We start from the raw sequence: 13426 nt of genomic DNA, 5'->3' as shown, positions 1-13426 counted from the left end.
AGCGGACGCCCGCTGGACGGCGCGTCACCCGCACCGTCCGGTGCCGGAAGGGCATGCGGATCAGTGGAGGCGGGGCCGGGCGGACGCCGCGACCCGTCCCGGAACCTCCGATACGTCGCAGCCGCTGGCGCCCCGCGATCCTCGAACTTCTGCTGGTCGTCGTGCTCTTCCTCGCGTACAAGGCCGGCCGTCAGGTCATCTCGGGTCATGTCGGCGAGGCCACCAAGAACGCGACGTCGGTCTGGCGCTTCGAGCGTTGGCTGCACCTGCCGAGCGAGCTGTCCGTCCAACACGCGCTGCTGAGCCACGACTGGCTGGTCACCGCGGCCGACAGCTACTACGCCTACGTCCACTTCCCGGCGACCGCCGCGGTGCTGATCTGGCTCTACCTGCGCCGCGCACAGCTCTACCGGACCACGCGCCGGACCCTGGCCTGGCTGACGGCGGCCGCGCTGGTCGTGCACGTGTGGTTTCCGCTCGCGCCTGGCCGGCTGGTCCCGGCGACCGGCCTGCTCGACACGGGAGCCGTGTACGGCCCGAGCGTCTACGGCCCGCCGGACACCGACACGCTGACCAACCAGTACGCGGCGATGCCGTCCCTGCACGTCGGCTGGGCGCTGGTGGTCGCGGTGGCCCTCGTCGCCGCGGGCCGGAGCCGCTGGCGGTGGCTGTGGCTCGCCCACCCGCTGATCACCCTGCTGGTCGTGGTGTCGACCGGCAACCACTACTGGCTGGACGCGATCGTCGCGGTGGCCATGGTCGCCGTCACGGCCGCCCTCGTGCTGCCGCGCCGACCATCTCTTGTGGAGCCGCGCCGGCCCGGGCGGATGCGCCTGGGCGGTGCTACGGTGGATCGCGGCTGATCCGTGCGGCGGTGATCAGCGAGACAGGGGAGACGAGACATGGCGGGCGACGACGACATCTCCGGGTGAGACCGGACAGTCGTACTTCCGTGACCATGTCCCCCCTTGTCGGGCGGCTAGCGTCCGCCTGCCCTCACGTCTGAGGTTCCTTCCGATGTCTTTCGTCGTTTGCACCAACCTGTCCTTTTCCTGGCCCGACGACACCCCGGTGTTCGACGGCCTCTCGTTCACGATCGGTGGCGGCCGCACCGGGCTGGTCGCGCCCAACGGGGCCGGCAAGAGCACGCTGCTCAAACTGATCGCCGGTGAGTACCGGCCCACCGCCGGATCCGTCTCGGTCGACGGCGTCCTGGGCTACCTGCCGCAGAGCCTGCCGCTCGTCGGCGACCTGACCGTGGCCGAGGTACTGGAGATCGCTCCGGTGGTCGCGGCCCTGCATGCCATCGAGTCGGGCGACGCCAGCGAGGAGCACTTCACCACCATCGGCAACGACTGGGACGTCGAGGAGCGCACCCGGGCCGGGCTGGACCGGCTCGGCCTCGGTCACCTCTCCTTCGACCGGCGCCTGGACACCCTCAGCGGCGGCCAGGTCGTCTCCCTCGGCCTCGCGGCCCAGCTGCTCAAACGGCCCGACCTGCTGCTGCTCGACGAGCCGACCAACAACCTCGACCTGGAAGCCCGGCACCGGTTGTACGACCTGCTGGAGCAGTGGACCGGTGGCCTGCTGCTGGTTAGCCACGACCGGGCCCTGCTCGACCGGATGGACCGCATCGCCGAGCTCGACCGCGGTGAGATGCGGTTCTACGGCGGGAACTTCACCGAGTACGAGGAGGCGGTGCGGGCCGCTCAGGACGTGGCCGAGAAGAACGTCCGCAACGCCGAGCAGGAGCTCAAGCGCGAGAAGCGCGAGCTGCAGGAGGCTCGCGAACGGGCGGCCCGGCGGGCCAGCAACGCCTCCCGCAACCTCAAGAACGCCGGCCTCCCGAAGATCTTCGCCGGCACCATGAAGCGGGACGCCCAGGAGTCCGCGGGCAAGGCCAACGAGCTGCACGCGGCACGGGTCAGCGACGCCAAGGCCCGGCTCGACGAGGCGGGGCGGGCGCTGCGCAACGACCAGAAGATCTCGTTGGAGCTGCCCGGCACGAACGTGCCGGCCGGCCGCACCCTCGTGGCCGCCGAAGGGATGCGGGCGCGTTCGCTGTTCGCCGGCGACGGCGTCGACCTGACCATCCGGGGCCCGGAGCGGATCGCCCTGCTCGGCCCCAACGGCGCCGGCAAGTCCACCCTGCTGCGGCTGCTCAGCGGCGACCTGGAACCCGACGATGGCCGGATCAAACGGGCCGACGGGCGCATCGCGTACCTGTCGCAGCGCCTGGACCTGCTCGACCTGGACCGCACCGTGGCGGAGAACCTGACCGCGTTCGCGCCGCAGACCCCGGACGCGCAGCGGCTGAACCTGCTCGCCCGCTTCCTGTTCCGCGGCCCCCGGGCCCACCTGCCGGTCAGCGTGCTCTCGGGCGGCGAGCGGCTGCGGGCCACCCTGGCGTGCGTGCTGGGCGCCGAGCCGGCCCCGCAGCTCCTCCTCCTGGACGAGCCGACGAACAACCTCGACCTGGTCAGCGTGGGCCAGTTGGAGAGCGCCCTGCACGCGTACGAGGGAGCGCTCCTGGTCGTCAGCCACGACGAGCGGTTCCTCCGGGAGATCGGAGTCGACCGCTGGCTGCGCCTGTCCGAGGGCCGCCTGCTGGAGACCGGTGCCCCGGACGCCGGCTGAGGCATACTCTGCCGGTGCTACGCGCAGCCGCCTCCCTCGTCTCCGTCGGTGCACTCGTGGCAGCCCTGGCCGGCTGCGCGGGACCTGGCGACCCCAGGCCGCCGGTCCAGGCCCAGGTCCCGGACCCGACCGCGGCCGCCGCGCCACCGGCGGCGACACCCACCGTGGCGCTGCCGACCCTGTGCGGAAGCCCCGAGCCGGCGCCCCGCGACCCGTTCCCCTACAACAGGGACGCGGGCCGGCGCGACAGCATGCTGCACATCTCGGGGTCCGCCGCCTACACCGGGGGCATCGCGTATTTCGAGGACCTCGACGTGACCGGCCTGGCGGCACTGTTCGAGGCCCGCTTCGTCGACCCCTTCGACCAGCAGAACGCCGCACCGACGGCGTGGCAGATCCTCCAGTTCCTCTGCGACCACCCCCAGGTCCGCACCGCGGGCTACGCGGTCAGCGGCGACCGCGACGACTACCGGACATCGCTCGAGACGGTCTACGCGGTCGCGATCGACGCGAACCTACGCGCGGCCGCCGAAACGTTCTGCGTGGACGCCGACGCGGTCGAGACCGGCGACCACCTGGAGTGCTACTGGGACTGAGCCGGCTATGGCTGGTAGCGGGGCCCGGAGCGGGTGCTCCAGGCCCCGCTGGATGGTCAGCTCAGGGGCTGGGCGCGGCCCAGGGTTGGTGGGCTCATCGGGGACTTCTTCTCCAGGTAGCGCCACAGGGCGTCTCCGCCGTTGTAGGCGCTGCGGTCCTGCTTCGTCGCGCCGAACAGGGCCGTGAAGCCTGGCGTCGCGTTCTTGGCGAAGAAGTTGTTCGCCAGCGTCGCGATCCGGTACGTGGCCGTGGCCTTGACCGGCTTGCGGTCGATGCGGATGCTGCCCGCGGCGATCCGGTCGCCGACCGGCCGTGTCGGGTCGTACGTGTAGCGCACGTTGTCCGAGACGGCGAGCTGACGATAGGTCTCGGTGCCGTCGGCCGCCCGCTGCCACTGGCTTTCCAGGAGCTCGTCGAGCTTGGCGCCGCTCACGTTCCCGCGGACCAGGCCGACACCGATGCCGCTGCCGTAGACGGTGCCGAGCGCGAGCTCGGAGAACAGCACACGACCGGGCGCGTCGGCCGGGTTCGCCGGATCCGCCGCGTAGCTGATGTCCCGGCGGAGGACGCCGGGCATCGCGACCGCCAGGTCGGCCTTGCCGTCCTTGTTGGCCGCCCACAGGAAGGCGTCGGCGGCGGCGTTGTACATCGTGGACTCCGCGCTGTCGCCGACCGATCGGGTGAGCGGCGCGGTCACCCGGGTCGCGACGGTGTTGCCGCGCAGGACCAGCTGCTGCCGCCAGTACTCGGCGATCCGCAGCGTCGAAGGGTCCGGCGCCACGTCGCGGGTGTTGACGTGGTTGACCGACGTGGTCCGGTCGCGCAGCACCTCACCGGTCCGCGGGTCGAGCTGGAGGTTGATCTCGTTGAACAGTCGGCCGTGGTTGGCGGCCTCGACCACCGGACGCGCGTTGCCGGCCGGGTCGGGCAGCATGCAGTTGACCAGGGCGTGCCAGTGGCCGGTGACGATCGCCCGGACACCCTGCTTGCGCAGGATCGCCGCGTACTTGTTGATCGTGTCGGCCTCGTCGAGAAAATCGAAGCCGGCCGGCGTGTACGACATCTGCTCTTCCGACATCAGCTTGGTGGTCGCGTGCACGAAGCCGACGGGAAGCGTGCCACCGCGGCCGTCGGACACGTACTCGACGTGGTACGGCTGCTGCACGGGCTTGCCGCGGTCGTCGACGAGGTTCGCCGAGTAGTAATCGTAGTCGGCGCCGTGGAACCGCCGGCCGGTCGAGTCGGTGAAGCACAGGTCGATGCTCGGGATGCCCTTGCAGGTGCCGTCCTCCATGTGCTGGAGTAGCTGCTGTCCTTTACGGAGCGAAGACGCCGAGTCGGTCGGCTGCCTCGACGACCTCGCCGAGCAACCCGAGCCAGTCGTCGACCTCGGCGCCCTGCACGCCGACGTCGAGGCCGAGGCCCTGGCCGGCGGCGAGGTAGACCTGGGTCGCGCCGCTCTCGCGGGCGGCCAGGAGGTCCTGCGCGATCTGCCGGGGCGATCCACCGAGGAAGGGCCGGCCGTCCCCGATCGGCTCGCGGGTGACCGGCGTCGGCCAGGGCGCCTGGTTGACCACCGTGAGGTCCCGGGGGTCACGACCGGCCTCGCGGGCGGCGGCGTGCAACGTGGACACCACGTCGCGCAGCTCGCGCGCGGAAGAGGTGAGCGGGAGCACACCGTCCGCGATCCGGCCCGCGCGCCGGACGGCGGCTTGCGACGTCGCCGCCAGCAGCACCGGCACGCGCGCCTGGACCGGCTTGGGGTTCACCTGCGACGGCGTGATCCGGTAGCACTCGCCTTCGTGCCGCACCGGGTCCGGGCCCCAGGCGGCCCGCATCGCGGTGATGAACTCCTCGGTGCGGGCGCCCTTGCGCCGGCTCGACACGTTGGCCGTCGCGAACTCGTCCTGCAGCCAGCCCTGGCCCAGGCCGGCGATGACCCGGCCGCCGCTGAACCGGTCGAGGGTGGCGAGCCGACGGGCCAGCATCACGGGCACGTGCAGCGGCGCCACCAGGACCGCGGCGCCCAGCTTGATCCGCTGGGTCACCGCGGCCAGGTAGCTCAGCGTCTCCAGCGGCTCGTAGACCGAGCCGTAGAAGTCCGCCATCGGCTCGGGCTCGCCGCCGTACAGCGGCACGACCTTGTCGATCGGCCGCAGCAGCCGCTCGAACGTCCACAGGGCGCTGTAGCCGAGCCGTTCGGCCGCCAGGGCGACCTTGACGATCGTCTCCGGCGACGTCTGCGGCCCGGCGGTGGGCAGCGCGAGACCAAGTTCCATGTCCCCGAGGGTCACACCCGCCTTGACCGCCCGACCACGCCGATCCGGCCCACAACTACTCGGATTCGGACGCGGCCCGCACGAGCCGGCCCACCGCGTCGTGGTACGCGTCCGGCTCCTCGATCTGCGCGAAGTGGCCGCTGTTCTCGAAGATCACCAGTTCGGAGCCCGGGATGCCGTCGTGCAGGAGCCGCGCCCACACCGGCCCGCAGATGAAGTCGTGCCGGCCGGTGAACACCACCGTGGGAGCGGTGATCTGCCAGAGCTCCGGGCGGTAGTCGACGTTCTTGTCCTCGAACGGTGTGTGCCAGGCCCGGACGGTCTTGCGGAGCACGTCGAACTCGGCGCGCCGGCCCCAGAAGTCCGCGAAGTAGAGCGGCAGGAAGGTCCGCAGGATGGCGGTCTGCTGCTCGTCGGTCTTCACCTCGTCCCACTGGGTCGCGGCCGCCACGATCTCGGCCGCCTCGGGGACGTCCGGGTGGCGCTCCCCGTACGCGGCGGCGTTGGCCTCCTCGGCGGCCCAGAACTCGGGCGTGGTGCACGGGGTCGCGCTGTACAGGGCCAGGCCGGCCGTCCGCTCGGGGTGCAGGAGAGCGAACCGCACGGCCACGATGCCGCCGTGGGAGTGGCCGAGCAGGAGCGCCCGCGCGACGCCGATGTGCTCGACCAGGGCATACAGGAAGTCGACGTAGGTGTCCACATAGGTCGCGCCGCCCGGCAGCGGGCCCGACTCACCGGTCCCGACCGGCTCGACGTACACCACGGTGAACTGCTCTTCGAGGCGCACCGAGCGCAGGTACGCGTACTCGACGCCGGGACCTCCGGGGTGGGCGATCATCACCGGTCCGCGACCGGCCACGTGGTAGACCTGCCGGGTCCCGTCGACGGTGAAGCTGTGCGTACCAGGGCTGAGGTTGTTCGTCACGAGGTCCAGATGCGGACCGGCGCCGGAAAGTTCGGTCCCCGAGCGGAGAATGTCAGCGCCAGAGGAACCAGCACAGGTACGCGGCCGACGGCAGCAGGCTGACCAGCGCCGCCCACAGCCACGCCAGGCCGGCGGTCATACCGGCGGGGCGCAGGCGCGTCACCCCGGCATTCATCGCCGCGAAGACCAGCAGGACCACCGCACTGGCGCCGACGAACAGGAAGCCGACGACGCCCACCTCGTCGCCGTCCACCGGAATCGGCGGGGGCCGGCCCGCGAGGGTCGCGTAGGTGTGGTTCGTCCCGACGACGTCCTGCGCGCTGTTCCCATGTGCCTCGGTTTCTGTGTCGGTTCCGGGCGGATTTCTGACCTGGTGGGTGATCCCGGGGTGGCTACGTGGAGTGAAGTCTGGAAGTCGGCTCGTAGTCGGTCGAGGAGTCGCGGATGAATCCGAACTGGGCGCGCCACGGGTTGCCCGCGGGTGTGTCGACGGTACTGGCCGTCGTCGTCGGTGCGTTGACCAACCTCGCCACCTCGAAGCCGTCGTGGGGGTTGGTCGCCGGCGTCGTGGTGGCCGCCGGGTGCTGGGCGGTCTGGGAGGTGCGGCTGCGGCAGCGGGACCAGCGGGCGGCGGTCGTCGAGGCCCGGGCCCGGGCGCTGGCTCCGATCGACCGGGTCGAGGCCGCCGACGGCGACGTCTTCGGGCTGCTGGTGGCGGCCCGGCGGGCTCTGCCGTTGCAGGGTCGGCGCGGTGAGCTCGACGAGCTGGTCGCCTGGTGTGCGGGCGATGCCGCGGTCTCGGTGCTGGTGGTGTGCGGGCCGGCCGGTGTTGGCAAGACCAGGCTGGGCCTCGAGCTGGCCGACGAGCTCGGCGAGCTGGCCGAGCCCTGGGTCACGGGGTCGTTGGTGCCGGGTCAGGCCGAGCGGGCGCTGCCCGCGATCGTGGCGTGCGGCGACCCGGTCCTGGTCCTCGTCGACGACGCCGACACCCGCACCGACCTGCCCGCGTTCCTGTCGACGCTGGCCGGGCACCGCGGCACTCCGCCGGTGCGGGTGTTGCTGATCGCCCGCGACGGCGCCGGCCTGCTGGCGGGACTGCGGCCCCTGGTGACCGACACCAGCCGCTCGCTGACCAGGGGTCAGCTCCTGGAGCTCGGGCCGCACGGCGGGCGTGGTGACCGGGAGCGTTGGTACGTCCAGGCCGTCGGCCGCTTCGCCCGGGACCTCAAGGTGCTGGCGCCGCCCGCGACCGTGCTGGCCGGGCGGGTCGGTGCCGACCACGAGACCATGCTGATGATCCTCGCCCGCGCGCTGCTGACCGCGCTGGCCGCCGAGCGGCACGGGTCGGTCCGGCGGTCGCCGATCGACGCGGTGATCGGCGACCTGTTCACCCACGAGGAGGCCTGGTGGGAGGCGGCCGCGTCGCCGTCGACCTGGGGCGTGTCCGCGCTCAGCTCGCAGACCCGGGAGCGCTGCATCCTGGCGCTCGCCCTGCGCGGCGCCGCCGACGAGGACGCCGCCGTGCGGGTCCTGCGCCGGGTCCCGGACCTGTCCGACGCGGCCGAGGAGAGACTGCGAAACGTCGCCCGGTGGGTCACCCATCTCTACTCCACCGGCGTACGGATCCAGCCGGACCTGTTCGGCGACTGGTTCATCGCCGACCGGCTGGCCCGACAGCCGGCGCTGGCGGAGCGGCTGCTCGCCGACCTGGATCCCGACGAGCGCCAATGGGCCACCACGGTGCTGACCCGGGCGGCGAGCGTCTTCCCCGCCGCGCTGCCGGCCCTCGCCCAGGTGTGGCGGGACGGCGACGCGGAGGTGGTCTTCCTGGCGATCCGGCTCGTGGCCGTGCAGCACACCGCCGCACTCGACCACCACCTCGCCTCCTTCATCGCCGACCTGGAGCTCGCCGAGGCGCACCTCGTGGCGCTCGATCAGCAGGTGGTCGACTACCAGCTGCCCCGCACCGCGATCGCGGTCTCGCGGCGGCTCGTCAGCCTTCGGCGGGCCCAGGCCGCCGAGGACCCCGAATACCAGCCCGACCTCGCGGCCGCGCTGAACGTCCTCGGCCTCCGGCTGGGCGGGTTGGGCGAGCACCGGGAGGCACACCTCGCCAGCGAGGAAGCCGTCACGCTCTGGCGGAGCCTCGCGGCGGACAACCCAGCCCATGAGCCGCAGCTCGCCCGGGCCTTGATCAACCTGGGTGCCCGGCGGTGGGCGTTGGGCGACTATCGCCCGGCCCTCGACATCGCCGAGGAGGCCGTCACCCGGTGGCGCACCTTGGCGGCCGACGACCCGGCCCACCAACCCAACCTCGCGTCGGCCGTCTCCGACCTCAGCACCCACTACGGAGCATTGGGCGAGCACCGGCAGGCACTTCAGGTCGCTCACGAGGCGGTCGTCCTCTGGCGCACGCTCGCCGCCGACGACCCGTCGCTCCAGCCGCGCCTCGCCGCGGCCCTCAACAGGCTCGGCTTCTGCCTGCGGGAGTCGGGCGAGTACCGGCGTGGCCATCTCGTCATCGAGGAAACGGTGGCGCTGTACCGCGCCCTCGCCGCCGACGAGCCCTCACACCAGTCCGACCTCGCCTCGGCCCTGACCAACCTCGGCGCCGCCCATCGCGAGCTGGGAGACGACCGGCAGGCGCACACCGCCACCGAGGAGGCCGTCACGCTGTATCGCGCGCTGGTCGCGGACAACCCCGCCCACCGACCCGACCTGGCCAGGGCCCTCAGCAACCTCGGCGCCCTGCTGCGGGAGCTGGGCGAGTATCGGCCCGGCTATACCGCCACCGACGAGGCCCTCGGGCTCTATCGCGCCCTGGCCGCGGACAACCCCGCCCATCAACCGAACCTCGGCTGGGCGCTGACCAACCTTGGCGTCCTGCTGCGCGAGTTCGGTGAGCACCGGCAGGCGCACGACGTCACCGAGGAGGCCGTGACCCTGTACCGCGTCCTCGTGGCCGACAACCCCGCCCACCAGTCCGACCTGGCCAGGGCCTTGAGCAACCTCGGCGTCCTGCTGCGGGAGCTCGGTGAGGACCGGCAGGCGCACGCCGCGACCGACGAGGCCGTCACCATCTATCGCGCCCTCGCCGCCGACAACCCCGCCCACCACCCCCGCCTGGCGGGGACGTTGGGCAACCTGGCGACGCAGCTCTGCGCGCTGAACGACCACGACGCCGAGTTCGCCGCGAGACACGAGGCGGTCGGCCTCTACCGCGCTCTGGCCGCCGCGGACGCGGAGCCCTACGAGCGCGACTACCGGCTCGCCGTGGCGCAACTCCAGGCCGCGTACTCCCGCCACGGCCGCGACGAGGACGCCATCCGCGTGGAGCTCCGCCTGCTCGCGAACGAGAACGACAGGAAGAACCGCACCTGACCCCCAGGGGTACGAGGGATCAAGGATGGTGTGGCGGGGCCGCCTTGTGGGGTGGTGGTGGCGGGATCGTGTCGACCGGGGGTGGCGGCGTCGGCCAGACCAGCAGGACCGCGCACGGGGCGTGGTCGACCACGAAGCGCGTCGGCGGGTTGAGGCTGCGCGGGCCGAGGCGGGTGACCGGGCCGTCGCGGGCCACCACCAGCAGGTCGGCGCCCTCGGCGGCCGAGACCACCTCGCGCTCCAGCCGCCCGCGCCGCAGTGCGGGTGACGAGGGCCGGTCCAGCCGGGCGGCCGCGGCGGCCAGCATGGCCTCCGCGGCGCGCGCGGCGGCCGCGTCGACAGCGAGACCTGGATCTCGCCCGCCGGAACCCCGACCGACCATTCCGGCGTACGCGTCGGACACGTCGGAGGCCAGCGCCGGATCGGTGACGTGCAGCAGGGTGATCGACGCGGCGGGCGGGGCCACCTCGGCGGCGGCGTCCACGCACGCCTGCCAGGTGCCCTCGGCCAACCAGACGACGACCTTCATAACACTGTGGATAGTTTCAGAGCCACCCATAGTGCGACAACCGCCGCGAGCAGACACGCCGGTACGGAGACCGCGCCGAGTCGCAGGAAGGCCGAGGTCGACGGTGGCTCGTCGCGGGCGTGCAGGATGCGCCGCCAGAGCAGGGTGGCCAGCGAGCCCACGTACGTCAGGTTGGGTCCGATGTTCACGCCGATCAACGCGGCCAGCACCAGCCCGGGGGTGTGCGCCACCACCGGGACCAGCACCAGCGTCGCCGGCACGTTGTTGACGATGTTCGCCAGCAGGGCGGCCAGCGCGGCCACGGCGAGCAGCCCGAGGAAGTCCGCGCTGCTCGGGGTGAGCGCCGCGATCAGGTCGTCGAGGCCGTTGCGGCGCAGTGCCAGCACCACCACGCCGAGCCCGAAGACGAAGAAGCAGAACAGCGGGTTCGTCGACAGCGCGATCTCGCGAGCGGTGCGGAGGCGCCGACCGACCGCACGCACCGACAACGGCACCGCCAGCGCGACGGCGCCCCCGGCCGCGACCCACGCCGGCGCCACACCCATGGGCTCCGCGGCGGCGAAGCCGGCCAGCGTCAGCGCCAGCACCACCAGGGCGAACCGCGGCGCGGGGGAGGGTGCGACCGGCGCCGGGCGCGCCGGAGTGGCCAGGTCACCGGCGAAGAACCACCGGAACACGGCGTACTCGACGGCGAGCACCGCCAACCACGGCAGCGCCATCATCCCGGCGAAGCCGAGGAACGTGAGCCCGGTCGCGCCGAACGCCAGCAGGTTCGTCAGGTTGGCCACCGGCAGCAGCAGCGAGCCCGCGTTGGCCAGGTGCGTGCACGCGTAGACCTGGGGGCGGGCCCGCACGCCGGCGGCCGCCGCGGTCGCGAACACCACCGGCGTGAGCAGCACGACCGTGGCGTCGAGGCTGAGCACCGCGGTGACCGCCGCCGCGATCCCGAACACGACGGTCAGCAGCCGCGTCGGGCTGCCGCGGGAGGCCCGTGCCGCCAGCGCGCCGGCGTACCCGAAGACGCCCCACGCGTCGGCCAGGTGGGCCAGGGCCAGGATCGCGGCCAGGAACCCGACCGTCGGACCCAGCATGATCATTTCGTCGCGGGCCGCTGCCCACGGCACGAGCCCGCCGCCGACGGCGATGGCGGCGGCCGGCACGGCGGCGGCCGCCTCGGGCAGGCCACGCGGGCGGACCACGGCGAACGCCAGCACGACGGCCAGCAGCAGCACGGCCCACACGGTCGACACAGAGCGCCAGGGTACGGCCGGTGCGACCGGTTCGCCCGGCGGCGGCGCGCCGGAAAGGGACAGGCGTTCGCCCACGAATGCTCAACCGGACGCAACCCGGTCATCATCTACGTCTCGATCATCAATGGGGTACGCGTTGTCAAACGGAAGGGCGAACCCCGACCCATGTCGTACCGTATCGACCGACGCCAACTCCTCACTCTTGCCGGCGCCGGTGGCGTCGGACTGGCCGCGACCGTTGCCGGCGTCAGCGCCGCCCCGGTCATGGCCGACCCCAAGCACCACCTCGACCCGTTCACCCTGGGTGTCGCCTCGGGTGATCCGCTGCCCGACGGCGTCGTCCTCTGGACCCGGCTCGCGCCCGAGCCGCTGGTCGCCGACGGCCTCGGCGGGATGAGCCGCCACGTCGTCCCGGTCCGCTGGGAGGTCGCCGAGGACGAGCGCTTCCGCCACGTCGTCAAGCACGGCGTCGAGCGCGCCACCCCGGAGCTCGGCCACGCCGTCCACGCCGAGGTGCACGGGCTGCGGCCCGACCGCGAGTACTTCTACCGGTTCCGCAGCGGCACCGACGTCAGCCCGGTCGGCCGCACCCGCACCGCGCCCGCCGCGTCGGCCCGGCCGCGCGAGCTCGCGTTCGCGTTCGTGTCCTGCTCGAACTACCCGACCGGCTACTTCACCCCGTACCGCCACCTCGCCGCCGAGAGCCTCGACCTGGTCGTGCACCTCGGCGACTACATCTACGAGGGCCCGGCGGCGGGCACGCTCGGCCGCGCGCACCTGCCGGCGACGGAGATCTTCTCCCTGGCCGACTACCGGGTGCGGCACGCGCAGTACAAGACCGACGCGGACCTCCAGCTCGCCCACGCCCGTTTCCCGTGGGCGGTCACCTGGGACGACCACGAGGTCGAGAACAACTACGCCGACGAGGTTTCCGAGGACGCCGCGCAGGACCCGGAGTCGTTCCTGCGCCGGCGGGCCGCGGCCTACCAGGCGTACTACGAGCACATGCCGCTGCGCCGGTCCGCCGTGCCGCACGGGCCGGACATGCGCATCTACCGGCGGCTGCGCTACGGCCGGCTGGCCGAGTTCAACCTGCTCGACGGCCGGCAGTACCGCGACGACCAGACCACCGACCCGGTCGAGCTCGACGACCCGGCCCGCTCGATGCTCGGCGCCGACCAGGAGCGCTGGCTGATCGACGGCCTGAGCCACTCGGCCGGCACCTGGAACATTGTGGCCCAGCAGACCGTGATGGCCAAGGCCGACCGCGACCCGGGGCCGGGCGAGCTGCTGCCGAACGACAACTGGAACGGCTACGAGCCGGCCCGCCAGCGCCTCTTCGACGGCGTGGTCCGGCGCCGGGTGGAGAACCTGGTCGTGATCACCGGCGACGCCCACTGCAGCATGGTCGCCGACCTCAAGCAGAACTTCGACGACCCGGCATCGCGTACGGTCGGCACCGAGTTCCTGGGCACCTCGGTCACCTCGGGCGGCGACGGCGCCCCGATGGACACCCGCGGCACCGAGTGGCTCGCGTCGAACCCGCACATGAAGTTCTACGACGCCCGTCGCGGGTACGTCCGGTGCACAGTGGACAACCGCACCTGGCGGAGCGATTATCGTGCCGTGCCACGGGTGTCCACTCCGGACGCTGCCGTATCGACGGTCGCCAGCTTCGTGGTCGAGGAGGGTCGTCCCGGCGTACACGCCGAGAACGCCTGATGAACGTGCGGGGTGCGTCGCCGGTGCGGGACGGCGCACCCCGCGCCCATGGCCCGGATCACATAGCCAGCGGCACGAACGCGTGGCTACGTTCGAGTCCGGCACC

At 72.6% G+C, this 13426-nt stretch carries 11 protein-coding genes; 5 read left to right on the top strand and 6 right to left on the bottom strand.

Annotated elements, in window-relative coordinates; translation table 11 throughout:
• Positions 1–53 precede the first annotated feature (53 nt).
• The 3 genes from CHC05_RS03455 (at position 54) to CHC05_RS03445 (ending at position 3233) form a co-directional block, all read left to right on the top strand.
• Positions 54–863 (top strand): phosphatase PAP2 family protein, encoded by an 810-nt coding sequence (locus CHC05_RS03455; protein ID WP_089244501.1) that lies wholly within the window; start codon positions 54–56, stop codon positions 861–863.
• Between the two features lie 154 nt (positions 864–1017).
• A complete protein-coding gene (locus CHC05_RS03450) occupies positions 1018–2637 on the top strand; it encodes an ABC-F family ATP-binding cassette domain-containing protein (protein ID WP_089244499.1) in 1620 nt (539 codons plus the stop codon).
• Positions 2638–2651: 14 nt separating this feature from the next.
• Positions 2652–3233: a hypothetical protein gene (locus tag CHC05_RS03445; protein WP_089244497.1), complete on the top strand. Its 582-nt coding sequence runs from the start codon at positions 2652–2654 to the stop codon at positions 3231–3233.
• A gap of 56 nt (positions 3234–3289) precedes the next feature.
• Here CHC05_RS03445 and CHC05_RS03440 read toward each other — a convergent pair whose 3' ends face one another.
• Genes CHC05_RS03440 through CHC05_RS03425 form a run of 4 tightly spaced genes read right to left on the bottom strand, consistent with a single transcriptional unit; the run spans position 3290 to position 6691 of the window.
• Positions 3290–4528, bottom strand: a complete 1239-nt coding sequence (locus tag CHC05_RS03440) for a 5'-nucleotidase C-terminal domain-containing protein (protein WP_089244495.1) — start codon at positions 4526–4528, stop codon at positions 3290–3292.
• A gap of 22 nt (positions 4529–4550) precedes the next feature.
• Positions 4551–5513 carry a TIGR03619 family F420-dependent LLM class oxidoreductase gene (locus tag CHC05_RS03435; RefSeq protein ID WP_089244493.1) on the bottom strand — a complete coding sequence of 321 codons (963 nt, stop codon included), beginning with the start codon at positions 5511–5513 and terminating at the stop codon, positions 4551–4553.
• Positions 5514–5568: 55 nt separating this feature from the next.
• On the bottom strand, positions 5569–6438 hold the full coding sequence (locus CHC05_RS03430; RefSeq protein WP_245870633.1) for an alpha/beta fold hydrolase: 870 nt from the start codon (positions 6436–6438) through the stop codon (positions 5569–5571).
• A gap of 52 nt (positions 6439–6490) precedes the next feature.
• On the bottom strand, positions 6491–6691 hold the full coding sequence (locus tag CHC05_RS03425) for a hypothetical protein (RefSeq protein ID WP_089244491.1): 201 nt from the start codon (positions 6689–6691) through the stop codon (positions 6491–6493).
• 191 nt (positions 6692–6882) lie between these two features.
• Between CHC05_RS03425 and CHC05_RS03420 the strand changes: the two genes are divergently transcribed.
• Entirely contained in the window at positions 6883–9819 is a 2937-nt protein-coding gene (locus CHC05_RS03420) for a tetratricopeptide repeat protein (RefSeq protein WP_089244489.1), read from the top strand.
• A gap of 19 nt (positions 9820–9838) precedes the next feature.
• Here the strand turns inward: CHC05_RS03420 and CHC05_RS03415 are convergent, their stop codons facing one another.
• On the bottom strand, positions 9839–10348 hold the full coding sequence (locus CHC05_RS03415; RefSeq protein ID WP_089244487.1) for a universal stress protein UspA: 510 nt from the start codon (positions 10346–10348) through the stop codon (positions 9839–9841).
• A complete protein-coding gene (locus tag CHC05_RS03410) occupies positions 10345–11598 on the bottom strand; it encodes an ArsB/NhaD family transporter (RefSeq protein WP_089244743.1) in 1254 nt (417 codons plus the stop codon). Before CHC05_RS03410 ends, CHC05_RS03415 begins: the two co-directional genes overlap by 4 nt.
• A 165-nt stretch (positions 11599–11763) precedes the next feature.
• On the opposite strand from CHC05_RS03410, the gene CHC05_RS03405 reads away from it, so the two are divergent.
• Complete coding sequence (locus tag CHC05_RS03405) at positions 11764–13320, top strand: alkaline phosphatase D family protein (RefSeq protein ID WP_089244485.1); 1557 nt, start codon at positions 11764–11766, stop codon at positions 13318–13320.
• The last annotated feature ends 106 nt before the right edge of the window (positions 13321–13426 follow it).

Source organism: Asanoa hainanensis (assembly GCF_900188485.1).
Taxonomy (GTDB): Bacteria; Actinomycetota; Actinomycetes; order Mycobacteriales; family Micromonosporaceae; genus Asanoa; species Asanoa hainanensis.
This window is presented reverse-complemented; position numbering and strand designations above follow the sequence as displayed.

Bases quoted from the DNA above. Each gene is read 5' to 3' on its own strand.
- CHC05_RS03455 (WP_089244501.1), top strand. From the start codon at position 54: ATGCGGATCAGTGGAGGCGGGGCCGGGCGGACGCCGCGACCCGTCCCG.
- CHC05_RS03450 (WP_089244499.1), top strand. From the start codon at position 1,018: ATGTCTTTCGTCGTTTGCACCAACCTGTCCTTTTCCTGGCCCGACGAC.
- CHC05_RS03405 (WP_089244485.1), top strand. From the start codon at position 11,764: ATGTCGTACCGTATCGACCGACGCCAACTCCTCACTCTTGCCGGCGCC.
- CHC05_RS03435 (WP_089244493.1), bottom strand. From the start codon at position 5,513: ATGGAACTTGGTCTCGCGCTGCCCACCGCCGGGCCGCAGACGTCGCCG.
- CHC05_RS03415 (WP_089244487.1), bottom strand. From the start codon at position 10,348: ATGAAGGTCGTCGTCTGGTTGGCCGAGGGCACCTGGCAGGCGTGCGTG.
- CHC05_RS03420 (WP_089244489.1), top strand. From the start codon at position 6,883: ATGAATCCGAACTGGGCGCGCCACGGGTTGCCCGCGGGTGTGTCGACG.
- CHC05_RS03440 (WP_089244495.1), bottom strand. From the start codon at position 4,528: ATGGAGGACGGCACCTGCAAGGGCATCCCGAGCATCGACCTGTGCTTC.